The organism is Streptosporangium brasiliense, from assembly GCF_030811595.1.
Classification (GTDB): Bacteria; Actinomycetota; Actinomycetes; order Streptosporangiales; family Streptosporangiaceae; genus Streptosporangium; species Streptosporangium brasiliense.
Window position 1 is genome coordinate 2,703,291 of record NZ_JAUSRB010000002.1, and the last position, 22,373, is coordinate 2,725,663.

At 70.9% G+C, this 22,373-nt stretch carries 22 protein-coding genes and 1 tRNA gene; 15 read left to right on the forward strand and 8 right to left on the reverse strand.

Annotated features, from left to right (window positions below; translation table 11 throughout):
* The first annotated feature begins 38 nt into the window (after nucleotides 1-38).
* The 8 genes from J2S55_RS21220 to J2S55_RS21255 all read left to right on the forward strand — a co-directional run bounded on the left by J2S55_RS21220 (nucleotide 39) and on the right by J2S55_RS21255 (nucleotide 5,830).
* Nucleotides 39-836: a uracil-DNA glycosylase gene (locus tag J2S55_RS21220; RefSeq protein ID WP_306863748.1), complete on the forward strand. Its 798-nt coding sequence runs from the start codon at nucleotides 39-41 to the stop codon at nucleotides 834-836.
* A gap of 171 nt (nucleotides 837-1,007) precedes the next feature.
* Nucleotides 1,008-2,324 carry an NAD(P)/FAD-dependent oxidoreductase gene (locus J2S55_RS21225; protein WP_306863750.1) on the forward strand — a complete coding sequence of 439 codons (1,317 nt, stop codon included), beginning with the start codon at nucleotides 1,008-1,010 and terminating at the stop codon, nucleotides 2,322-2,324.
* A gap of 106 nt (nucleotides 2,325-2,430) precedes the next feature.
* Nucleotides 2,431-2,928, forward strand: a complete 498-nt coding sequence (locus J2S55_RS21230; protein ID WP_306863752.1) for a glycine cleavage system transcriptional repressor — start codon at nucleotides 2,431-2,433, stop codon at nucleotides 2,926-2,928.
* Between the two features lie 76 nt (nucleotides 2,929-3,004).
* Nucleotides 3,005-3,532 carry a peptide deformylase gene (locus J2S55_RS21235; RefSeq protein ID WP_306863756.1) on the forward strand — a complete coding sequence of 176 codons (528 nt, stop codon included), beginning with the start codon at nucleotides 3,005-3,007 and terminating at the stop codon, nucleotides 3,530-3,532.
* 170 nt (nucleotides 3,533-3,702) lie between these two features.
* Nucleotides 3,703-3,775: transfer RNA gene (locus tag J2S55_RS21240), tRNA-Leu, on the forward strand.
* Between the two features lie 305 nt (nucleotides 3,776-4,080).
* Complete coding sequence (locus J2S55_RS21245) at nucleotides 4,081-4,866, forward strand: Bax inhibitor-1/YccA family protein (RefSeq protein ID WP_306863758.1); 786 nt, start codon at nucleotides 4,081-4,083, stop codon at nucleotides 4,864-4,866.
* 212 nt (nucleotides 4,867-5,078) lie between these two features.
* Nucleotides 5,079-5,306, forward strand: coding sequence for a DUF4287 domain-containing protein (locus J2S55_RS21250; protein WP_306875516.1), 228 nt, complete (start codon nucleotides 5,079-5,081; stop codon nucleotides 5,304-5,306).
* 113 nt (nucleotides 5,307-5,419) lie between these two features.
* Nucleotides 5,420-5,830, forward strand: a complete 411-nt coding sequence (locus tag J2S55_RS21255; protein WP_306863761.1) for a PPOX class F420-dependent oxidoreductase — start codon at nucleotides 5,420-5,422, stop codon at nucleotides 5,828-5,830.
* Nucleotides 5,831-5,846: 16 nt separating this feature from the next.
* Here the strand turns inward: J2S55_RS21255 and J2S55_RS21260 are convergent, their stop codons facing one another.
* Nucleotides 5,847-6,200, reverse strand: coding sequence for a hypothetical protein (locus tag J2S55_RS21260; RefSeq protein WP_306863763.1), 354 nt, complete (start codon nucleotides 6,198-6,200; stop codon nucleotides 5,847-5,849).
* Between the two features lie 42 nt (nucleotides 6,201-6,242).
* On the opposite strand from J2S55_RS21260, the gene J2S55_RS21265 reads away from it, so the two are divergent.
* Nucleotides 6,243-7,394 (forward strand): IS630 family transposase, encoded by a 1,152-nt coding sequence (locus tag J2S55_RS21265; protein WP_306863766.1) that lies wholly within the window; start codon nucleotides 6,243-6,245, stop codon nucleotides 7,392-7,394.
* Nucleotides 7,395-7,421: 27 nt separating this feature from the next.
* Here J2S55_RS21265 and J2S55_RS21270 read toward each other — a convergent pair whose 3' ends face one another.
* From J2S55_RS21270 to J2S55_RS21280, 3 genes are all read right to left on the reverse strand, one after another.
* On the reverse strand, nucleotides 7,422-8,642 hold the full coding sequence (locus J2S55_RS21270) for an acetyl-CoA C-acetyltransferase (protein ID WP_306863769.1): 1,221 nt from the start codon (nucleotides 8,640-8,642) through the stop codon (nucleotides 7,422-7,424).
* A 289-nt stretch (nucleotides 8,643-8,931) separates the two neighbouring features.
* On the reverse strand, nucleotides 8,932-10,281 hold the full coding sequence (locus tag J2S55_RS21275; protein WP_306863771.1) for an outer membrane protein assembly factor BamB family protein: 1,350 nt from the start codon (nucleotides 10,279-10,281) through the stop codon (nucleotides 8,932-8,934).
* Nucleotides 10,282-10,335: 54 nt separating this feature from the next.
* Nucleotides 10,336-11,310 (reverse strand): SGNH/GDSL hydrolase family protein, encoded by a 975-nt coding sequence (locus tag J2S55_RS21280; RefSeq protein WP_306863774.1) that lies wholly within the window; start codon nucleotides 11,308-11,310, stop codon nucleotides 10,336-10,338.
* 133 nt (nucleotides 11,311-11,443) lie between these two features.
* On the opposite strand from J2S55_RS21280, the gene J2S55_RS21285 reads away from it, so the two are divergent.
* Nucleotides 11,444-12,814 carry a cystathionine beta-synthase gene (locus J2S55_RS21285; protein ID WP_306863777.1) on the forward strand — a complete coding sequence of 457 codons (1,371 nt, stop codon included), beginning with the start codon at nucleotides 11,444-11,446 and terminating at the stop codon, nucleotides 12,812-12,814.
* Here the strand turns inward: J2S55_RS21285 and J2S55_RS21290 are convergent, their stop codons facing one another.
* Nucleotides 12,815-14,038 (reverse strand): sensor histidine kinase, encoded by a 1,224-nt coding sequence (locus J2S55_RS21290; protein WP_306863779.1) that lies wholly within the window; start codon nucleotides 14,036-14,038, stop codon nucleotides 12,815-12,817.
* Nucleotides 14,039-14,175: 137 nt separating this feature from the next.
* On the opposite strand from J2S55_RS21290, the gene J2S55_RS21295 reads away from it, so the two are divergent.
* Entirely contained in the window at nucleotides 14,176-14,388 is a 213-nt protein-coding gene (locus tag J2S55_RS21295; protein WP_306863781.1) for a hypothetical protein, read from the forward strand.
* Nucleotides 14,389-14,621: 233 nt separating this feature from the next.
* A complete protein-coding gene (locus J2S55_RS21300; RefSeq protein WP_306863783.1) occupies nucleotides 14,622-15,761 on the forward strand; it encodes a cystathionine gamma-synthase in 1,140 nt (379 codons plus the stop codon).
* A gap of 191 nt (nucleotides 15,762-15,952) precedes the next feature.
* On the opposite strand, the gene J2S55_RS21305 is transcribed toward J2S55_RS21300, so the two are convergent.
* Complete coding sequence (locus tag J2S55_RS21305; RefSeq protein ID WP_306863784.1) at nucleotides 15,953-16,378, reverse strand: hypothetical protein; 426 nt, start codon at nucleotides 16,376-16,378, stop codon at nucleotides 15,953-15,955.
* Between the two features lie 480 nt (nucleotides 16,379-16,858).
* On the opposite strand from J2S55_RS21305, the gene J2S55_RS21310 reads away from it, so the two are divergent.
* Complete coding sequence (locus tag J2S55_RS21310; RefSeq protein ID WP_306863786.1) at nucleotides 16,859-17,281, forward strand: DUF6292 family protein; 423 nt, start codon at nucleotides 16,859-16,861, stop codon at nucleotides 17,279-17,281.
* 212 nt (nucleotides 17,282-17,493) lie between these two features.
* Here J2S55_RS21310 and J2S55_RS21315 read toward each other — a convergent pair whose 3' ends face one another.
* Together J2S55_RS21315 and J2S55_RS21320 are read right to left on the reverse strand one after the other, a co-directional pair.
* Nucleotides 17,494-19,440: a vWA domain-containing protein gene (locus J2S55_RS21315; RefSeq protein WP_306863789.1), complete on the reverse strand. Its 1,947-nt coding sequence runs from the start codon at nucleotides 19,438-19,440 to the stop codon at nucleotides 17,494-17,496.
* 9 nt (nucleotides 19,441-19,449) lie between these two features.
* Nucleotides 19,450-20,847 (reverse strand): sigma 54-interacting transcriptional regulator, encoded by a 1,398-nt coding sequence (locus J2S55_RS21320; RefSeq protein ID WP_306863791.1) that lies wholly within the window; start codon nucleotides 20,845-20,847, stop codon nucleotides 19,450-19,452.
* 155 nt (nucleotides 20,848-21,002) lie between these two features.
* Here J2S55_RS21320 and J2S55_RS21325 point away from each other — a divergent pair, with 155 nt between their 5' ends.
* Both J2S55_RS21325 and J2S55_RS21330 read left to right on the forward strand, forming a co-directional pair.
* Nucleotides 21,003-22,199 carry an FIST signal transduction protein gene (locus J2S55_RS21325; protein ID WP_306875518.1) on the forward strand — a complete coding sequence of 399 codons (1,197 nt, stop codon included), beginning with the start codon at nucleotides 21,003-21,005 and terminating at the stop codon, nucleotides 22,197-22,199.
* Nucleotides 22,200-22,334, forward strand: coding sequence for a hypothetical protein (locus J2S55_RS21330; RefSeq protein ID WP_306863795.1), 135 nt, complete (start codon nucleotides 22,200-22,202; stop codon nucleotides 22,332-22,334).
* The last annotated feature ends 39 nt before the right edge of the window (nucleotides 22,335-22,373 follow it).

Sequence of the window (22,373 nt, forward strand, 5' to 3'; positions counted from 1 at the left end):
GGTCGATCGGCCTGCTCGGATCGGGCACCATCGAGGACATGACCTGTGTTCCTCCCGGATCCGGCTGGCCGGACGACCCCGCGCGGCCGGACACCCCCGTCGCCCATGACCCCTCGGAGGTGAGCGCGCTCGCGGGGGCGAGCCGTACGCTCGCCGAACTCACCGCCCGGCAGTCGGTCTGCCGGGCCTGCCCGCGCCTGGTGGAGTGGCGCGAGGAGGTCGCGGCCGTCAAGCGGCGGGCGTTCGCCGCGGAGACCTACTGGGGACGGCCCATCGCGGGGTGGGGTGAGGAGCGGCCGGAGGTCCTCATCGTCGGCCTGGCCCCGGCCGCGCACGGGGGCAACCGCACCGGCCGCATCTTCACCGGCGACCGCAGCGGGGACTGGCTGTTCGCCTCGCTCCACCGGACGGGCCTGGCCGCGCAGGAGACCAGCGTCCACGCCGGCGACGGGCAGCGGCTCATCGGCGCGCGCATGGTGGCGGCCGTCCGGTGCGCTCCGCCGGCCAACAAGCCCGAGCCGTCGGAGCGGGCCGCCTGCTTCCCCTGGCTGAGCCGGGAGGTGGCGCTGGTCGCCGACAGCGTGCGGGTGGTGGTGGCGCTGGGAGGCTTCGCCTGGCAGGCGGTCTGGCCCGCGTTGAAGGAGGCCGGATACGACCTGCCGCGCCCGAGGCCGCCCTTCGGGCACGGCGCAGAGGTGGAGATCACCCGTAACGGGACCCCGGCCCGTCTTCTCGGGTGCTACCACCCGAGCCAGCAGAACACTTTCACCGGCCGCGTGACCGCCGAGATGCTTGACCAGCTCTTCACCAGGGCAAACGTTCTACGTAGCTTGTGAACTCGATCACAAAGAGAATCTTGGCCGGTTTTTAGGGGAGAAGGGAGACTGTTTCCCCTGATTCGGGAAAGTTTCGCGCAAATTGCCCGAGGGGCGCATGGCGCGACCCCGGAGGCGGACGTATGCTTGTGAAAGCTTTCACAAAGCCTTGGACCTAAGGATGGCGCCGAAGTGAACCGCAACTCCAAGCACATCGTGGTCGTCGGTGGGGGCTACGTCGGTCTCTACACCGTGCTGCGTCTGCAGCACACGCTCCGCAAGGAACTGCGCGACGGCAGCGTTCGCATCACTGTCCTCACCCCCGAATCCCACATGACCTACCAGCCCTTCCTCCCCGAGGCGGCGGCGGGAAACCTCTCGCCCCGGCACGTGGTGGTCCCGCTCCGCCGGGTTCTCAAGAAGGCGACGATCCTCAACGGCAAGGTCTCCAAGGTCAACCACGCGGACAAGTCGCTCACCTTCGCGCCGAACGTCGGCACGCCGCACGAGATCGGCTACGACATCGTCGTCATGGCGGCCGGCTCGATCTCCCGCACGCTCCCCATCCCCGGCCTCGCCGACGCCGCGATCGGCTTCAAGACGGTCGGCGAGTCGATCGCGCTCCGCAACCGGGTGCTCGAACTCCTCGACCGGGCCGAGTCCGACGACAACGACGCCCTGCGCCGCCGGGCGCTGACGTTCGTCGTGATCGGCGGCGGCTTCGCGGGCGTCGAGGCGCTCGCCGAGCTGGAGGACATGGCCGTCGACGCCGTCCGCTACTACCGCACCGTCTCCCGCAAGGACATGCGCTGGATCCTCGTCGAGGCGACCGACCGCATCCTCCCCGAGGTCGGCCCCGAGATGGGCAAGTGGACCGCCGAGCAGCTCCGCGAGCGCGGCATCGAGGTCAAGATGAACACCCGGCTGGAGTCCTGCGAGGGCGGCCTGGTCAAGCTCTCCGACGGGGAGGAGTTCGAGTCGGCGACCATCGTGTGGACCGCCGGTGTGAAGCCCAGCCCCGTCGTCAACGCCGGTGACCTGCCGCTGGACGAGCGCGGCCGGATCAAGACGACCACCCGCCTGACGGTGGCCGGGGTCGAGGACGCCTTCTCCGCCGGAGACGTGGCCGGGGTGCCCGACATGACCAACCCCGGCCAGTACTGCGCGCCCAACGCCCAGCACGCCGTACGGCAGGCCAAGGTCCTCGCCGACAACATCACCCGCCGCCTCCACGGGCAGGAACTGGTCGACTACCGGCACAAGTACGTCGGATCGGTCGCCGGTCTGGGCCTCCACAAGGGCGTCGCCAACGTCTACGGGGTCAAGCTTCGCGGATTGGCTGCGTGGTTCATGCACCGCACCTACCATCTGTCGCGGGTGCCTACTCTCAACCGCAAGGTCCGTGTGATGGCGGACTGGACCTTGGCGCTGTTCTTCAAGCGGGAGACCGTCTCGCTCGGAGAGATCGAGGCTCCGCGCACGGAGTTCCGCGAGGCGGCGACGACCTGAGTCCCGGGCGCCCGCAGGTGGGAAACCGCTGGGTCCTCGTCAGGGTCTGTTGCTGACCGTCATGCTCGCCCCTTGAGCCCCAGCCCGAGCCGGGAGGGGGCCGGGGGTGGGCTTGTCTGCGATCACCGTGCTGGGAGTGGACAGACCGGGAACGATCGCCGAGGTGACCGCGGTGCTCGCCGGGTGCGGGGCGAACGTCGAGGAATCGGCGGTGGCGCTGCTCGGCGGCCACGTCGCGATGATGATGCTGGTCTCCGGCCGGCTGCCACCGCCCTCGGCCTTCCCCGGGATGGCCGTCACCGTGACCGGGGTCGAGTCCCGCCGTGACCTCGACCGTGCCCCGGAGGGCCTCGGCTACGTCCTCACCCTCCACGGCCCCGACCGTCCCGGCGTCATCTCCGCGGTCAGCGCGGTGCTCGCCGGCGCCGGCGGCGACATCACCGGGATGACGACCCGCCTCTGCGGCCGGCTGTACGTCCTGGTCGCGGACGTGCGGCTGCCGGAGGCGGTGGACGTGGCCGGCCTGATGTGCCGTCTGGCCGCGGTGGCCGCCGACCTCGGCTCCCGGATGGCCTTCCGCCCCGCCGAGCCGGAGGTGCTGTGACGGGCCGGAGGCGCTGTGCCGCCGGTGTCGTGCGGTGGGCCGGGGACGGCGCCGTACGGCGGGGCGGCGCAGGGGCATGACCGGCACCGCCCGGGAGCTGATCATCGCCCCGCATCCCGTGCTGACCGCCCAGGCGCTCCCCGTCGACCCCGCCGACCCCCTGGTCGTCTCCGCGGCGGCCGACCTCCTGGCCACCATGCGCCGGGTGCGGCACTGCACGGGCCTGGCCGCGCCGCAGATAGGGCTGGGCTGGCGGCTGCTCTCCGTCGACGTCTCCCTCCACCCCGGGGCCCGCTCCTGCGCGGGGGAGCTGGTCATGGCCAACCCCCGCCTGGTGGCCGCCTCCCGATGGGAGCCCACTCGCGAGGGGTGTCTGTCCGTGCCCGGCCTGGCCGGGGACGTCCTGCGGGCCACCCGCATCACCGTCCGGGGCGAACGCCCCGGCAGTGGCGCTCCCGTCACCGTCGACGCCGACGCCTTCGAGGCCCGCTGCATCCAGCACCAGCTCGACCATCTCGACGGTGTGCTGTTCCTCGACCGCCTCGTCCATTCATGGGCGGTCCACCGTATGGGGCCGACGGTTGAGCAGGCCAGAAGTGGATGATAAGCGTGTTATGCGGTTATTAAGGTTTTTCTGGCTTAAAACGGTATCCCGTCCGCCCGTTCCGCCGTCGCCTCCGGGGCCTGAGAGGCGGACCGCGGGACATGATCCGTGTGACGCCTGATACGAAGTTGTGCTCCTCGGATGAGTGGTCCGTTACGTATGATTACGGCGTCCCCGTAGCCCAACGGCAGAGGCAAACCCCTTAAAAGGGTTCGAGTGAGGGTTCGAGTCCCTCCGGGGGCACTGACGGTTATCAGCTGGTTCAGGCCCGTGACCGGATATGGGCACGGGCCTGTCCGTGCACCGATCTCCCGGGGCCGCTCGGGCGGCCGCCCGCCGGAGGGGCTGACCACCCCTGGGGCCGGCCCGACGGACGGGCGACGATTGCGGTGCGAGAGGTGGGAACCCGGCGGACAGGCCGTTCGTTGGATCATTCGGCGGTAGCCGTACGGCCACATGGATCAGGCAGACATGGATATCAACACGATACGGCCGTGTGACAACCGATCTAATACGCTGATCGCGTAGGTCGCAGCGTGGAGGCAGCGATGGAGAGTAAGAACCCCGTATTCAGTCGGCAGTCCAAGGGGCACCAGCAGTCGTGGGGATCGCCGACCCCCACCCCTGACCAGCTTCAGGGCATGTACGACAGGCCGGCGTACGCACCCCCCGCACAGCGGACCATGACGATCGACGACGTGGTGGTGCGCGGCTTCATCACCCTGGGCACCCTGACCGTCTCGGCGGCCGTGGCCTGGGCGCTCAACCTCGGCATCGGCGCGATGATCGCCGGCGTGCTCGTCGGCCTGGTGCTCGGTCTGATCATCTCGTTCAAACAGAGCATGAACCCGGCGCTGATCCTCGGTTACGCGGTCTCCTACGGTGTCGCCGTCGGTGTGGCCAGCCACATCTACAACGACCGGTTCAGCGGCATCGTCTTCCAGGCGGTGGTCGGCACGGCCCTCGCCTTCGCCGCCACACTCGTCGTGTATTCGCTGCGCATCGTCCGTGTCACGCCGAAGTTCACCAAGTTCGTCGTGGCGGCGGGCCTGGGCCTGATGGGGCTCATGCTCGTCAACTGGGTCGCGACCTTCTTCATCGCCGACGGCATCGGCATCCGCTCCGGCGGCGCCCTGGCCTACGTGTTCAGCATCGCCGCGATCCTCGTCGGGTGCTTCTTCCTGCTGCTCGACTTCGACTCGGTCGAGCAGGGCGTGCGCGCCGGCGCCCCGGAGAAATACTCCTGGCTGATGGCCTTCGGCCTGACGGTCACCCTGGTCTGGATCTACCTGGAGATCCTCCGTCTGCTGAGCTACTTCTCCAGCAGCGACTGAGCGTAGGCGAGAGCCCCCGTCGGAGTGTCTCCGGCGGGGGTTTCTTCTTGCTCAGGAGGCGGGGGTTTCTTCTTGCTCAGGATGGGAACGCCGGTGAACGAGAAGCCACCAATGAGCGACGAATCATCACCGATGACCAGCTAGTGAGGGCTTGCTATCTGCGGACTCGTGATGCACTGTCGAGCAAAGGAGCCCTATCCGTGGAGGTGCCCATGTCGTTGAACCACTCGATGGAGACGCAGAGCAAGCTGATCGCAAGGGTCCCGGACATCACGGGACGCGCACTCCCAGAGTGGTTCCAGGCTATCGACAACGGCCCGTCTTTCCTGCGCTGCGACGAGCGTGCCAACTGGCTCGCCGACGAGCACGGGCTGACCCATGGCTACGCCGCCGCCATCGTGCACGAGCACGAGCGCCACCGCCGCAGCCGTCACCTGTAAGCCGCCTACCTTCTGAAGGGCCCGCGCCCCGTCCAGCGGCGCGGGTCCTCGCACGCGCGAGCCCGGCCTCCACATACCTGATCTTCGCGTGGGTGAGCGTGCATGATGGTGCCATGGATCTCGACAAGGCACGTAACTTCATCCGCGACAACCATCACGCGGTCCTGCTGACCCGGCACGCCGACGGGCGGCCGCAGATGTCCCCGGTCACCGTAGGGGTCGACGCCGAGGGGCACGTGATCGTCAGCACCAGGGAGACCGCGGCGAAGGTCCGTAACCTCCGCAGGGACCCCCAGGTGGCGCTCTGCGTGACGACCGACGCCTTCTACGGTGAGTGGATCCAGATCGAGGGCACCGCGGAGATCGTCTCGCTGCCCGAGGCGATGGAACCCCTGGTCAGTTACTACCGTGACATCTCCGGCGAGCACCCCGACTGGGACGACTACCGCAGGGCCATGGAGCGGGACAGGCGGGTGATCCTGAGGATCGAGATCACCCGCGCCGGTCCCGACGTCCACGGGTGACTAGTGGTCGCGCCCGTTAATTCGTCGGGGATGGCGGGTTGAGCCAGGCCGTAGTGTCGCCGAGGTAGAGGCCACAGGCGCAGTCGAGGGCTTCCTGCGGGGTGCCGGCCGGGTAGCCGGTGGACAGGACGGACTTCTCGTAGTCGTCGTGGCTGGCGCGGTAAATGGCGAACCCCCAGCTGGTGGCGGATCCAGCGTAGCGGAGCCGGCAGAGCGGCAGGGTGGTGCCATCGGGGAGCCGGCCGGCGACATAGGCGAACTCGCCGTGATAGCGGACGGTGATGCCGGCGAGCTGAGGCCAGCGCTCGCGTGCCCTGGCGGCCAGGCGCTGGCGTAGCGAGGTCATGGTCGACTCAGGTGGCCTTGCCATACGGCCATCGTGCCCTACCCGCCTGGCTGCACCATGGAGGGCATGCCCTCCAGTCCCTATGTCATATGCCTTGGCGACGCTGAGCGCGCTGAGCTGGAGTCCCTGTCCCGGCGCGGCTCAGCGCCGTTTCGCCTGGTGCTGCGATCACAGATTGTGCTGCTCGCCGCGGCGGGCACAGCGAACCGGATGATCGCGGAGCGACTGGGCATCTGCCAGGACACGGCCCGCAAATGGCGGCGTCGGTACTGTGAACAGGGCATCGAGGGGCTGGCCGACGCGCCGCGCCCCGGCAGGCCGCGCGTGTTCTCCGCCCGCATCGTGGCCGGGGTCAAGGCCCTCGCGTGCGAGATGCCCACCTCGAGCGGAACTCCCCTGGCCCGATGGACCTGCCCCGAGCTGGCCCGCCATACGGCAGCCAGCGGCATCGCTCCCGCGCCCTCGGCGTCCACCGTGCGCCGCTGGCTCGCCGACGACGCCCTGAAGCCCTGGCAGCACCGGTCGTGGATCTTTCCTCGTGACCCGCACTTCGCCCTCAAGGCATCCCGCGTCCTGGACCTCTACCAGCGGGAATGGGAAGGGGAGCCGCTCGGTGAGGACGAGTACGTGCTCAGCGCCGACGAGAAGCCCGGCGTCCAGGCCCGCATGCGCATCCACCTCCCGCTCCCACCGGGGCCGGGGCGGGCGATGCGGATCGAGAGCGAGTACCACCGCTTCGGCACCCTCGCCTACCTGGCCGCCTACGACGTCCATCATGCCCGGGTCATGGGTCGGTGCGAGCCAACCACTGGCATCAGGCCGTTCACCGCGCTCGTGGACCAGGTGATGCAGAGCGAGCCATACGCTTCGGCCAGGCGGGTCTTTTGGGTCGTGGACAACGGCTCCTCGCACCGGAACTGGGCGGCGGCAGCCCGGCTCAGCGACGCCTACCCGAACGCCCAGATGGTCCATCTGCCCGTCCACGCCTCCTGGCTCAACCAGATCGAGGTCTACTTCTCCGTCATCCAGCGCAAGCTCCTCAGCCCCGACGACTTTGAGGACCTCGATGAGCTCGCCGCCCAAATCCTCGCCTTCGAGAACCACTACAACGCCGCAGCCAGGCCCTTCGACTGGAAGTTCACCCGCACCGACCTCAACCGCCTCCTGGCACGCATCAGACAGCACGACCGGCATGCACCGCACCCGCTGGCCGGATGACCCCCGACGAATTAACGGGCGCGACCACTAGCTGAGGCGCTCCAGGACCATGGCCATGCCCTGGCCGCCGCCCACGCACATGGTCTCCAGGCCGATCGACCTGTCGTGGAACCGGAGGCTGTTGATCAGCGTGGAGGTGATCCGGGCACCGGTCATGCCGAACGGGTGGCCCACCGCGATGGCGCCGCCGTTGACATTGAGCCGGTCGAGGTCGATGCCGAGGTCCTGGTAGGACGGGATGACCTGGGCGGCGAAAGCCTCGTTGATCTCGACGAGGTCCACGTCGCCGATGGACATGCCGGCCCGGGCCAGGGCCTGCTTGGAGGCCTCGACCGGGCCCAGGCCCATGATCTCGGGTGACAGGCCGGTCACGCCGGTGGAGACGATCCGGGCGAGCGGGGTGATGCCGAGTTCGGCGGCCCTGGTGTCGCTCATCACGATCACCGCGGCGGCGCCGTCGTTCAGCGCGCAGCAGTTGCCGGCGGTGACCGTCCCGTCCGGGCGGAAGACCGGCTTGAGCTGCGAGACCGCCTCGTAGGTGGTGCCCGCGCGAGGGCCGTCGTCCTTGCTGACCACGGTCCCGTCGGGCAGGGTGACCGGGGTGATGTCGCTCTCCCAGAAGCCGTTGGCGATGGCCTTCTCGGCCAGGTTCTGGGACCGGACGCCGAACTCGTCCTGCTCCTGGCGGGAGACGCCCTTGAGCCCGGCCAGGTTCTCCGCGGTCTGGCCCATCGCGATGTAGACGTCGGGCACCGCGCCGTCCTCGCGCGGGTCGTGCCAGACGCCGCCGCCGCCCTCGGCGGCCCTGGCCGAACGGGCGCGGGCCTCGTCGAACAGCGTGTTCTGCGTGTCGGGCAGCGAGTCGGAGTTGCCCGTGGCGAAGCGGGAGACGCACTCCACGCCCGCCGAGACGAACACGTCGCCCTCGCCCGCCCTGATCGCGTGCAGGGCCATCCTGGTGGTCTGCAGCGAGGACGAGCAGTAGCGGGTGATGGTGGTGCCGGGCACGGTGTCCAGCCCGAGCAGGGTGGAGACCACGCGGGCCATGTTGAATCCCTGCTCCCCGCCCGGCAGGCCGCAGCCCAGCATCAGGTCGTCGATGGTGGCCGGGTCGAGCTGCGGGACCTTGGCCAGCGCGGCCTTGATCATCTGCACGGTCAGATCGTCGGGGCGGATGTCCTTGAGGGACCCCTTGAAGGCGCGTCCGATCGGCGAGCGCGCGGTCGCGACGATGACTGCCTCGGGCATGTGGCTCTCCTGGGTTCGTTGGTCGCTCCTCATGCGGAGGTTACCGCGCGGTAGCTCGGATGCCACGCCCCGGGGCGGGATGAAACAGAACTTTGTACGGCGCGCACCGGGACCCCGCCCGGAGACGGGGCCCGTCACGGGGGAGCGCCGCCCCCGGCCGGGCCGGCCCGGAGTGCGCCGGCCGTGTCTGCTCCGCGCGTCAGCCGTACATGTCCGGAGTGCGCCGGCCGTGTCTGCTCCGCGCGTCAGCCTTACATGCCCGGCGCGGTGCCGGTACCCGCTCCGTGCGTCAGCCGTACATGCCCGGCGCGGTGCCGGTGCTGTCCTTGATCCCGTGCAGGCCGCCCCGCTCGTCACGCCACGTCCGCCAGCCGTCCTGGCTGCCGGTGAACCAGGCCGGCGGGGCGCCGGAGCCCGCGACCTTCCTGCCGTCGGCCAGCTCGAACTCGCACAGCGAGGCGACCGAGTAGAAGCCCGGGTTCTGGCCCTTGAGGGCGAGGGGCTTGGGATCGGTGACGCAGAAGGACCAGCCCCGCGCGTCCTTGACCTCGGCGTTCTGGCCGGTGGCCAGGTCGAAGGCGCTGCCCGGCCTGCCGTGCTTGAGGAAGCCGAGCCTGTCCATCCGGGCGGGGAAGGCCAGCCACCAGCCCGAGTCGGGGACCTGGGTGGCGGGGATCTGGCCGAGGACCCGGCCGCTCTCGGCGTCGAGCCGGGCGAAACCGCCGTACTGGCCCTGCTGGTCGACCGGGCGGACCACCGGTGCGTAGCCGGGGCTGCCGCTGGGGTAGACGCGCACCACCGAGGGGCGGATCCAGTTGACCGTGCCGTCGGCGAGCTTGACGGAGAACAGGCCGAAGGCGGAGACCTTCTCCGTCTCCGGGTGGGTGTAGGGGGCGACGTAGCCGATGAGGTTGTCGGCCGTCGCGCCGAACGACCAGCCGCCCGACATGTCGACCCCGGTGCCGAGGGGCTGCTCGACGGGGAGCCGCCAGCCGGCCTTCCCGGTCTTCAGGTCGTAGGACTCCAGGACGGGGTGCTGGGCCAGGCGCAGGAGGACCACGCGGGAGGCGTCGGACCACTCGACCTCGGCGATGCCGGGGAGCTTCCACATCAGCCGGCCGGTGGCGGGGTCGAGCACGACGACCCGGGCCGTGGCGAGGGCGGTCTGCTCCGACAGGCACACGAACGCCCCGCACCGCTGCGGCCCGAACGTGGAGTGCACCGGGCGGGTCCACTTCTGCGCGCCGGTCCTCGCGTCACGGGCGATGAGCGTGGCGTTCCAGCGGCCCCGCCTGGCGGGGTCGATCGCCACCGCGACGGCCTGGCCCGGCCCGGTCTCGACGATCGCCGGCGCCGGGATCCCCATCCCCGGCAGACGGCCGGCCATGGTCGCGGGATGGGCCCACAGTTTCTTGCCCGAGGCGAGGTCGACGGCCACCGTCTCCAGGGCGCCGTCGGGCCTCATGGAGGTCGTCATGGCGACCCCGCCGGCGGCGGTGGTGCGGCTGACCGCGTTCACCTCGGTGTTGTGCCAGGTGGGATGGGCCGGTGTGGCCGCTTCACTGCCGGAGCAGCCGGCCAGGGCCAGGGCTCCGGCGAGCAGCAGGGCCGGTTTCGCGTGAGGCCAGATCACGGGCATTCCACTCCAAGGTCGGCGAGAGGGTCACGACTTCGCCGCGGAGGGTAACCGGGTTCAGGCGTCGTGAGGCGGCGCCCCTGGCCTCCGGCGGAACATCGTCACCCACCGTCCGTGGGGTCCGGTTGCTCGGCCGGCGACGCGGGTCGCGGAGACCTCGGTGCCGGGTTCCTCCGCGGCCATAGCCGCCGCGAGGTAGATCGACTCACTGCGCCGGACCCGTGGTTCGGGCCACAGTCCCAACGCACTGCCTACAGAAGGTAGCACCGCGTAAGCAACCTGTAGATAACCTTGGACAGATGGATGGAAACGATCCGGTCCGAACATTTCGGCTGGGTTTGCATCGAATTCCGCCCCCAGCAGGTCCGCGAAGGCCACCGTCCGCCCGCCCGCCTCGACCACGGCGACCGTCTGCGCGGCGGCGAGCTGGCGGCTCCAGCGCCGGGTCACCCAGCGCAGCGGCTGCACGATCGGCCGGACCGTGCCGAGGTCGGGACAGGTGCCCACGACGACCTCGGCCCCCGCCTCGCGCAGCCGCCGCACGGCCTTCTGCAGATGCCGTACGGCCTGCGCGGGCAGCGTCTGGGTGGTGACGTCGTTGGCGCCGATGAAGATCACCGCTATCTCGGGGTCGGCGTCGAGCGCCTGGTCCACCTGCTCGCCCAGCTCGGCGGAGGCCGCGCCCGACTTGCCGACCACGGTCAGCCGCACCGGCCGCTCGGCGACGACGGCCAGCCCCGAGGCGATCAGCACGGCCGGGGTCTCCGCGGGGTCGGTGGTGCCCAGGCCGACCGAGGTGGAGTCGCCGAGCATGACCATCCGGATCGGCTCGCCCGGGAAGTCGCCGTAGAGCCCGTCCGACGGCGGTCCCTCCATGCCGTGCGGGCGGCCGACGATCCGGCGGGCCACCAGCGCCTCGGCGAGCAGCACACCGTAGGTGGCCACTCCGAGCGCGGTGAGCCCGCCACCGCCCACGGCCGCTGCGGCCGCTATGCGCCGGGCGGCCCGCGCCGCCCCCGGTGTCCAGGTCACGTGGTGTTGCTCCCTCGATGCGGCGCGGCGGTAGCGTTGCCTTGAAACTAGCCGAGCCCCACCCACCCCCAGGGGATCTCGGCGCCCAACACAACAAGCTGACAGAGCTTTGGTATTTCGAGGTGATCACCCGGTGCGCGTACATGATTCACTCGTGGAGCTGATGGGCAACACTCCACTCGTCCGGCTGCACAATGTGTCGGCGGGGCTGCCGGCCCAGGTGCTGGCCAAGGTGGAGTATTTCAACCCGGGCGGCTCGGTGAAAGACCGGATCGCGGTGCGGATGATCGACGCCGCGGAGAAATCGGGCGAGCTGCGCCCCGGGGGCACGATCGTGGAGCCCACGTCGGGCAACACGGGGGTCGGCCTGGCCATCGTCGCGCAGCAGCGGGGCTACAAGTGCCTGTTCGTGGTGCCCGACAAGGTCGCCCAGGACAAGATCGCGGTCCTGCGCGCCTACGGTGCCGAGGTCGTGGTCTGCCCGACGGCGGTCTCGCCCGACCACCCCGACTCCTACTACTCCGTCTCCGACCGGCTGGCCAGGGACACGCCGAACGCCTGGAAGCCGGACCAGTACTCCAACCAGAACAACCCTGACAGCCACTACCACTCCACCGGCCCGGAGATCTGGGAGCAGACCGAGGGCCGGATCACCCACTTCGTGGCGGGCGTCGGCACGGGCGGCACGATCAGCGGCACCGGCCGCTACCTCAAGGAGGTCTCCGGCGGCCGGGTGAAGATCATCGGCGCCGACCCGGAGGGCTCGGTCTACTCCGGCGGCACCGGACGGCCCTACCTGGTGGAGGGGGTCGGCGAGGACATCTGGCCGGCCACCTACGACACCACGATCTGCGACGAGATCATCGCCGTCTCCGACAAGGACTCCTTCGGCATGACCCGCCGCCTGGCCCGCGAGGAGGCGCTGCTGGTGGGCGGGTCCTGCGGCATGGCGGCGGTCGCGGCGCTGCGCGTGGCCAAGCAGGCCGGGCCGGACGACGTGGTCGTGGTGCTGCTGCCCGACGGCGGCCGGGGCTACCTGTCGAAGATCTTCAACGACGACTGGATGGCCGACTACGGCTTCCTGACCACCTCCAGCGACGAGGGCCTGGTCAAGGACGTGCTGACCCGCAAGGGCTCGGGCATGCCGGAGTTCGTGCACACCCACCCGCACGAGTCGGTGGACACGGCCATCTCCATCATGCGGGAGTACGGCGTGTCGCAGCTCCCGGTGATGAAGGAGGAGCCGCCGGTCATGGCCGCCGAGGTGGTCGGCTCGATCCTGGAGCGCGACCTGCTCGACGCCCTCTACCGCGGCCGGGTGCGGCCGAACGACCCGCTGGCCGGTCACATGTCCCAGCCGCTGCCGATGATCGGCGCGGGCGAGCCGGTCTCCATGGCGGTCGAGGCGCTGGAGAAGGCCGACGCCGCGGTCGTCCTCGACGACGGCAAGCCCGTCGGGCTGCTCACCCGGCAGGACCTGCTGGCCTTCCTCGCCAACCACTAGTCAGACGGGAAACTCCGCCAGCACCTCCCAGGCTCCCTCGGGGGTGGGGCCGGCGACCAGGCGGCCGCCGAGCGCCTCGACGCGCTCAGCCATGCCCACCAGGCCGAACCCGCCGCCCAGCCGGGAGACCCTGGTGTCGGAGGCCGAGCCGTAGTTGCGCACGCGCAGTCGCACCGTGCCCGTCGCGCGGCCCGGCCGGATCCGCGGATCCGGCCTGCCGTTCGGGGAGCGCCGGCCGGGTCCGGCCGGCCCGTCGGGGGCGGCGATCAGCCGCAGGTCCGCCTCCACCCAGCCGGTGCCCGGGGCGTGCCGCCGGACGTTGGTGAGCGACTCCTGCAGGACCCGGTGGAGGGTGGTCATCACCTCCGGGGCCAGGGTCTCGTCGTCGATGCCCTGGCCGATGTCGAAGGCGACCCGGGGGCCGCCGGCGGAGAAGCGCTCCACCATCGTGCGCATGTCGACGAGCCTGCTGCCGGGGGAACGGGCGGCCTCGTCCTCGGCCCGCAGCACGCTCACCAGGCGGCGCATCGAGGTGAGCGCGTCGGCGCCGGCGTTGGCGATCGCCTCCAGCGAGGGGACCACGGCCTCCGGCTTCTGCTCGGCGACGACCTTGGCCGCCTGCGCCTGGACGACGATCCCGGTGATGTGGTGGGCGACCAGGTCGTGCAGCTCCCTGGCGAGCTCCAGGCGTTCGGCCCGCCGTACGGAGTTCACCGCCTCCCTGCGCCGCTCCAGCTGGAAGCGGAGGTAGGCGCCGACCGCGGCGGCGACGGACCAGCCGACGAAGATGAGGAAACTGGCGGCCACGGACTCGTTGCCATGGTTCGTCCGCCCCGCCGCCGTCTCCAGCACGATCATCGAGGCGACGGAGAACAGCGCGGCCCGCTTGATCGGCTCGATCCAGCGCAGCCCGCCGATGGTCAGGATCAGCAGCGATCCCGTCTCGGCCACCCCCGGGAACCCGCGGCCGCCGGTGGCCCCGATGACCAGGGTGCAGGTGAGCGACAGCACCAGGACGGCGACGAACCCGCCGACCCGCCTCGTGCGGCGCCACAGCACGGCCAGGATGCCGGCGAGGCCGCACAGCGGGCTCAGCCACATCGCCCAGCCGCCGTCCGACACCGCCGCCGCGAGGTCGACCATGAGCAGCAGCGAGAGCCACCCGATGAGCGCGAACTCGCTGAGCCGCTGGATCCAGTAAACGACGCGATGTGTTTCACCCACGGCCCCCGAGCCTAAGCCTCCCGGCTGAGTGACATATCAACCGTTCGGCCGACCCGTCCGCCCCCGGACCGGCCCTTCAGCGGAGGCGGGGCGGGGGGCCCGCCACCGATGCTTGAGGTGTCGAAGGGGAGAGGGAAATGACCGTCATCGGGATCATGTTGCTGGCCGCCGGACTCGTGGTCGTGGTGTCTCTGGCACTCGCGGACCCCGTCCTGCTGTCGCGCATCAACGGGGAGCCCGCCGAGGGCGCCAGCGGCCGCCACATCCAGGTCCCGCAGGTGGCCGCCGGCGGAGAGGTCGTGCGGCTGCGGCCGCGCCTGGTGGACAGCCGCGAGCCCCAGGCGGCCTGACCGGTGGACCGCCGCCCGGTCCGGCCCGTACGGCGGGCCGTCCGGCGGAGCGGTCTGTACGGCGGGCCGTCCGGCCGGAGCGGACAACCGCGAACCCCGGGCGGTCCGATCGGTGGCCGTCCGGCTGGAACGGGCAACCGCGAACCCCGGGCGGCCTGATCGGTGGCCGTCCGGCCCGCGGCCCCCTCATGCTGCCGCATGGCGCAGGCGGTTTTACGAGTAGCGTTGGCGGTATGAGTGAAGGATTCGAGACGCTTGCCATCCACGCAGGTCAGGAGGCCGAGCCCCACACAGGGGCGGTCGTCCCGCCGATCTATGCAGTGTCGACGTACAAGCAGGACGGCGTGGGCGGGCTGCGCGCCGGGTACGAATACAGCCGGTCGGCCAACCCGACCAGGACCGCCCTGGAAGAGGCCATGGCGGCCGTCGAGGGTGGCACCAGGGGCCTGGCCTTCGCCTCCGGCCTGGCGGCCGAGGACGCCGTGCTCCGCACGGTCTGCAAGCCGGATGACCACGTCATCATCCCGAACGACGCCTACGGCGGCACCTACCGGCTGTTCTCCAAGGTGCACGCGCGCTGGGGCCTGCGCTACGACCCGGCGCCGCTCGGCGACCTGAGCGCGGTCGCGGCCGCCATGACCCAGAAGACCAAGATCGTATGGGTGGAGACGCCCACCAACCCGCTGCTCGGCATCGCCGACATCGCGGCCCTGGCCGAGCTCGCGCACGACAACGGCGCGCTGCTGGTGGTCGACAACACCTTCGCCTCGCCCTACCTTCAGCAGCCGCTGTCGCTGGGCGCGGACATCGTGGTGCACTCCACCACCAAATACGTGGGCGGCCATTCCGACGTGGTCGGCGGCGCGCTCGTCACGGCCGACGCCGAGCTGGGCGCCGAGCTCGCCTTCCACCAGAACGCGATGGGCGCGGTGGCCGGGCCCTTCGACGCGTGGCTGACGCTGCGCGGTCTCAAGACGCTCGGGGTGCGGATGGACCGCCACTCCGACAACGCCGAGCGGGTGGTCGACCTCCTGCTGGCCCACCCGCGGGTGACCTCGGTGCTCTACCCGGGGCTGCCCGACCACCCCGGTCACGAGGTCGCGGCCAAGCAGATGAAGCGTTTCGGCGGCATGGTCTCCTTCCGGGTCGCCGGAGGAGAGGCCGAGGCGGTCGAGGTGTGCAACCGGGCCAAGCTTTTCACCCTGGGCGAGTCGCTCGGCGGCGTCGAGTCGCTGATCGAGCACCCCGGCCGGATGACCCACGCCTCCGCGGCGGGCTCGCCGCTGGAGGTCCCCGGTGACCTGGTCCGCCTGTCGGTCGGCATCGAGTCGATCGACGACCTGCTCGCCGACCTGAGCCAGGCGCTGGGCTAGCCGTACCCGGCCTCTCAGGCCAGTTACGGCACAGGCCAGTACGGCACAGGCCAGTAAGGCCGGTACGGCTCAGACCGGTACGGCCGGTGGCCGGTGGGCCGGAAGACGCCGGGCTGGACGGCGCCGGGCCGGGGCGGCGGGTACGGGCCGCCCCGCCCCGGCGTGGGGCCGGTGGGTCTGAGGCGCCCCGATCAGTACGGGTCGCCCCAGACCATCAGCGCCAGGATGACCAGCCAGATCAGCGCCACCACGCCGGAGAACGCGGCGATCCGGCCGGTCTGCATCTTCGCGTCGTCACCCGGGTTCTCCGCGCTGAGGACCCGGATGGCGGCGAGTTGGTCCCGGTCCACGAGGACCAGGAGCACCGCGGCGACGATGAAGAGCGTCATGGAGACCGACAAGTAGGGTTTGCCCAGGAACTCGCGGCCCAGCAGCAGGCCGAACACGAACACGCCGATGGCCGCGATGGCGTAGACGCGCGTGGTCTTGTGCAGGTAGCGCAGGACGTTGACGTCCTTGGCGCGGATGAACCTGGGCGTGGACATGGTGGCGGCGGTGACCGGCCCCAGAGCGAAGATCGCGAAACCGATGTGCAGCCAGAGCAGCAGGTCTGTCATGCGCCAGACATTAGCCTTCGATGATCTCGCATGGGTATGGCGCGCGGGAGTTCTCCGGATGTCGCCGGTCTTGGGGCGGGGACGCGGGGTCACTCCGTCCTGAAGGCGTCCCGCCTGTCGCGGGTGCGGGAGACCGCGCACAGCTCGTAGCAGACGCAGGCGATGAGCATCAGCGCCACGAGAATCGCCGTGACCATCGGACAACCTCACTTCTGTTCCCTGATGGCGAGCGCCATCGATGAGTAAAGACCGAGCGGACGGAGAAGTGGTTGTCACGGAGAGGTCACATTTTCGGATGGTCCCGTTTCAGTCGTCGTGCGACGGTAGATCTTCGCATTTCGGCCCTGAGCATCCCGGTGGAGTGAGTAGGATCACTGGCGAGCCTGTTCCTGTGTGACGAGGTCGTCGGCGGTGAGGTCGCGGCCGTGCCGGGCGGGCGCCGGAACGGACCGTGCACGACGGCACAAGGGAGTGCCCACTGTGGGTGTGAAACATGTCGAGCCATACACCGACGAGTGGCTGAGGCAGCCGGCTCTCTACGCGAGCCGTGTCGTCGAGGCGCTGGGCGCCGAGGCCGTCGACTGGTGGGAGGGTCCCTGCGACCCGCGCACCGTCACGATCCTCCTGGCCGGCGGTGAGGCGCTGGTGTGGGACGAGGAGAGCGGCTGGCGCCGCGGCCGTTATGTCTCCGGTGACCGCGAGACCTGCACGGTGCTCGCCGAGGGCCGCTATCTCGGCGGTGGCCTGCTGCTCCGCCCGGAGCGGGTCCCCTCCGCCGTCGCCGACGCCCGGGCGGGCGTGGGCAACAGCACGGCCTGGCGGCCCTGCTACCGCTCCTACCGCCACTACCGCGACGGCTTCGACCTCGCGCTCAACGGCTACCTCGCCTACGCCGACGCGTGAGCCGGGTCCGCGGCGGCGTCCCCGCCGGGGAGACCCGCAGCGCCCGCTCCCGCTCCTGAGCCGCCGCCGAACGGCCCGCCCGCGGCCGGCACGCGATCAGCGCGTACGGCCCTCTCGCGGTCAGCGTGGCCGGCCACGCGCGGCCGGCCCTCTCTCGGTCGGCATGGCCGGTCCCGCGCGTACGGCCCGGCCCGTAGCCGCCGCTCCCGTGGTCAGCGGGTGCGGCGGGTCCGCAGGAAGTCGCTGACGACATACTCGCCCAGGCGGTCGGCGCCGGAGGAGAACACCCGGCCGCCGTTGCGCCGGGCGACCTCGTTGACGAACTCCTTCAGACGCTCGTCCTCGGCGAGCATGAACACGTTGAGCGTCGCCCTGCGCCGGGTCATCTTGTCGACCTCGGCGAGCGTCAGCTCCAGCGTCTCCTGGGTGGGGGGCCACTCGAAGGCCGCCGAGCCGTTGCGCCGCAGGTGGGCGGTGGGCTCGCCGTCGGTGACCACGAGCACCACCGGCTCGAAGTCGGGGTGGCGGTCGAGGTGGCGGCCCGCGATCAGCAGGGCGTGGTGCAGGTTCGTGCCCTGGACCATGTCCCACTCCAGCCCGGCGAGCTCGTCGGGCTGCAGGACGCGGGCGTAGTTGGAGAAGCCGATGATCTGCACCGAGTCCTGCGGGAACTTCGAGCTGACCAGTGCCTGCAGGGCCATCGCGGTCTGCTTGGCCGCCGCCCAGGTGCCACGCAGGGCCATCGAGTAGGACAGGTCCACCAGCAGGCACACCGCCGCTGCTGTGCGCCTCTCGGTCTCGGCCACCTCGAAGTCGTCGACGGACAGGGTGACCGTGCCGCCGCCCCCGCCGCGCCGTACGCCGTTGACCACCGTGCGCACCACGTCGATGGGCTGCTCGTCGCCGAACCGCCAGGGCCGGGAGGAGCCGGTGAGCTCCCCGGCGGCGCCGGCGTCCACCTGGTCGTGGTCGCCGCGGCGGCCGGAGTCGAGTGAGGCGAAGACGCGGCGCAGGGCGGTCTCGCCGAGACGGCGGACCGCCTTGGGGGTGAGCTCCAGCTTCCCGCGCTGGCGGCGCAGGTAGCCCTGCTGCTCGAGCTCCCGCTCGATCTGCCGGAGCGCCTCCAGGTCGTCGACGGCCGAACGGCCCAGCGCGCGGCGGATCGCCGCCTCGTCGATGTCGTCCAGCCGGGCGCCGGGATAGTCCTGGCGGAGCGCGGCCTCCAGCTGGGTCAGGTCGGCGAGCTCGTCCAGCGCGGTCACCGCGTCGCCCATCCCCATCGGGTCGTCGCCGGTCAGCCGCTCCGGGGTGTTCCAGGCGAGGTCGGGGCGGCGGGAGTAGAGGGACTCGCCCAGGCGGCGCATCTGCTCGCCCATCCCGGCCTGCTCCAGCGTCTGGTTGATCAGCGCGTTGAGCTCCTCGCGCTGGCGGGGGGTGAGCGAGGCCAGCAGGCGCTGGGTGGCGGCGGCCCGGCGCGCGAGGATGTCGACCAGCTCCTCCAGGTTCCGCGGCGACTCCGGGAACATGTCCCCGTAGTCCGACATGAACTCCTCGAAGTCGGCCTGCGTGTGCTCGCCCCGCGCGTCCCGGTCGAGCATGTCGTTCAGCGCGGACATCATCTGCCGGACCCGCTCCATCGCGGCGGGGTCGGGGTTGGCCAGCGCCTCCCGCATGCCGCGGAACTGGCTGTCGAGCACCTCCCTGCGCAGCAGGTCGCGCAGCTCCTCGAAGGTCTGCCGGGCGGCGGCCGAGCGCCATTCGTAGCCGCTCAGCTCCTGGATGGCGCTGGCGGGGTCGTCCGGGAGGCCGTCGAGCTCCGACTCGCGCAGCCGGGCCTCGTCCGACGGGTCGGGGAACAGCTCGCTCCGCTCCTGGCCGATCGCCTTGTCCAGCAGCGCCCTGGCCCGTTCGAGGGTGCCGTCGAGCCGGCCGCGCTCGCGCAGCTCGCGGCGGCGCCGCCGTACCTCGCGGAGCAGGTCGTCGAGCCCGCGCCGGTCCTGCGCGCCCGGCAGACCCTGCTTGAGCAGGTCCCGCAGGGCGTGGCCGGGGTTGGAGCCGGCCAGGACGGCGTCGCCCATCTGGTCGAGCGCCGAACGGACGTCGTACGGCGGGGCGAGCGGGTCGGGCCCGTCCCGGTATTCGCCATAGCGATAGCTCATGCTGACACCTCAGGTGCGGTAGACCGCCGTACCGTCCACTTCGTCCTTGGACAGGCGGCGCAGGAGATAGAGGCCCTCCAGGGCGAACTCCAGCGCCGCCGCGGCGTGCCCGGGGGACTCGTCGCCGATGCCGAGCCTTGACATGATCTTGGCCAGACCGGGCACCGGGCCGATCCTGCGCAGCAGCTCGGCGGCGGGGACCATGGGGCCGGACTCGACCTGGACGCCCTCGGCGAACCTCTCCAGCAGCGCGGTCAGGTCCGCGCCCCCGAGCGTGCCCCGGAACGTCTCGGCCACGGCCCGGCGGAGCAGGTGGGCGAGGACCTCGGTCTCCCGGCCCTCCTCGCTGACCTCGAACTCCACCTTGCCGCGGAGCGTGTGGACGATGCCCGGCAGGTCGGCCACGCGGGTGACCGCGTGCTCCTCGCCGGTCAGGGCCGCCCGCCGTACGGCGGAGGCCGCGGCGGTCTCGGCCGCGGCGATGGAGAAGCGGGCCGACACCCCGGAACGCGCGTCCACCGCGGTGGACTCGCGCACCAGCCGGGTGAACCGGGCGATCACCTCGACGAGGTGGTCGGGAAGGTCGGCGCCCACCTGGCCGAGCGCCGCCTCCTGGCGGATGAGCGTGAGCTCGGCCTCGATCGACAGCGGGTAGTGGGTGCGGATCTCGGCGCCGAAGCGGTCCTTCAGCGGGGTGATGATCCGGCCGCGGTTGGTGTAGTCCTCCGGGTTGGCGCTGGCGATCAGCAGGATGTCCAGCGGAAGCCGCAGGTTGTAACCCCGGACCTGGATGTCGCGCTCCTCCAGCACGTTGAGCAGCGACACCTGGATCCGCTCGGCCAGGTCGGGCAGCTCGTTGACCGAGAAGACGCCCCGGTTGCTCCGCGGGACCAGGCCGTAGTGGACGGTCTCCGGGTCGCCGAGCGTGCGCCCCTCAGCGATCTTGATCGGGTCGATGTCGCCGATCAGGTCGCCGACGGAGGTGTCGGGGGTGGCGAGCTTCTCGCCGTAGCGCTCGTCCCGGTGCTTCCAGGAGATCGGCAGGTCCTCGCCCGTCTCGTCGGCCAGCCGGCGGCAGCGGACGCAGGAGGGCTCGTAGGGGTGGTCGTTGATCTCGCAGCCGTCGACGACCGGGGTCCACTCGTCGAGCAGGCCGGTGACGGTGCGGATGAGCCGGGTCTTGCCCTGGCCGCGCTCGCCCAGCAGGACCAGGTCGTGCCCGGCGAGCAGGGCCCGTTCCAGATGGGGCAGGACGGTGTCGTCGAAGCCCACGATGCCGGGGAACCGCGTCTCCCCCGCCCTGAGGCGGACCAGGAGGTTCTCGCGGATCTCGGCCTTTACCGTACGGTGGATATGGCCGCTCGCGCGTAGCTCGCGCAGAGTACGTGGCTCTGGGATTTGAGGCACGGGATCGAGCCTACGTCCCCGGCGCCGAAACCGGCACTCTTATCCCGGTTTCGGATCTTGCCATTGAGTGACGTTCGGTGCGCGTGCTTGTTCCCACAGTGGGGAGAATCGCACCAAGACAAGGCTTCGGAAAAGAAGGAGAGGCGAGACGAGTGGTGCTTTTGACAAGTCGTTTCGCCGATGGTCTCGCGGTGGGGGCCGACCTGGTCACCGCCGCCGAGACCGCGGTGCGTCAGGCCCTGGCGGGTCTGACCGCACCCCCTGACCTGGTCTGCTTCTTCATCTGCGGCGAGGATCCAGACGAGGTCTCCCGCGCGGGACTGCGCGTGATGGACATGACCCCCGACGCCTCGGTGCTCGGCTGCAGCGCCACGGGGGTGATCGGTGACGGCCAGGGAGTCGAGGTGACCCCCTCGGTGAGCGTCTGGGCCGCCACCCTGGCGGGCGCCCGGCTGACGACCTTCGCGCTGGACACGTTACGGACCGAGGACCGTTTCGTCGTGGTCGGCCTGCCGGAGCGCCACCCCGACGACCACGCGGCGATCCTGTTCACCGACCCCTACAGCTTCCCCACCGACGGGTTCGTCGAGCGCTCCAAGGAGGTGCTGGGCAACCTCCCGCTGATCGGCGGGCTGGCCAACGCCCTGCGCGGCCGGGGCGCGGTGCGGCTGTTCGCCGACGGGGAGGTATACACCGAGGGCGCCGTCGGGGTGCTGCTCAGCGGCCCCGTCAACATCAGCACCGTGGTCAGCCAGGGGTGCCGCCCGATCGGCCCGACGATGGCCGTCACCGCCGTCGAGGACAACCTGCTCCTCGAACTCGCCGGCCAGCCCGCTCTGGCCAGGCTGGAGGAGATCGTCAGCGCGCTGGACGAGGACGAGCGGGACCTGGTCGCCTCGGGCCTGCAGATCGGTGTCGCCATGGACGAATACGCCGAGCGGCACGAGCGCGGCGACTTCCTGATCAGGGGAGTGCTCGGGATCGACCCCGAGAGGGAGGCGGTGGCCATCGGCGACGTCGTCGAGATCGGCCGCACCGTCCGCTTCCAGGTCCGCGACGCGGCCACCGCCGACGAGGACCTCTACGAGCTGCTCGACGCCCACCGCGAGGAGTTCGGCCGGGTGGACGGCGCCCTGCTGTTCTCCTGCAACGGCCGGGGCTCGGCCATGTTCGGCAGCGCCGACCACGACGCGGTCGCCCTCCGCGACACCCTCGGCCCGATCAGCGTGGCCGGGTTCTTCGCGGCCGGGGAGGTCGGCCCGGTCAGCGGGCACAACCATGTGCACGGGTTCACCGCCTCCGTCCTGGTCTTCTCCTCCCACCCGGCCGTGGGCCGGCCATATGATCGTTAGATGTCCGGATCGGTGCTTGCCGTCGACATCGGCGGGACGAAGTTCGCCGTCGCCCTGGTGGACCCCGACGGGAACGTGCGGGCCACCCGCCGGGCGGCGACGAGCGGACCCTGTGGAAGGCGCTCGGCGAGCTGATCGACTCCGTGCCGGCCGGCGCCGCAGCCCTGATCCTCG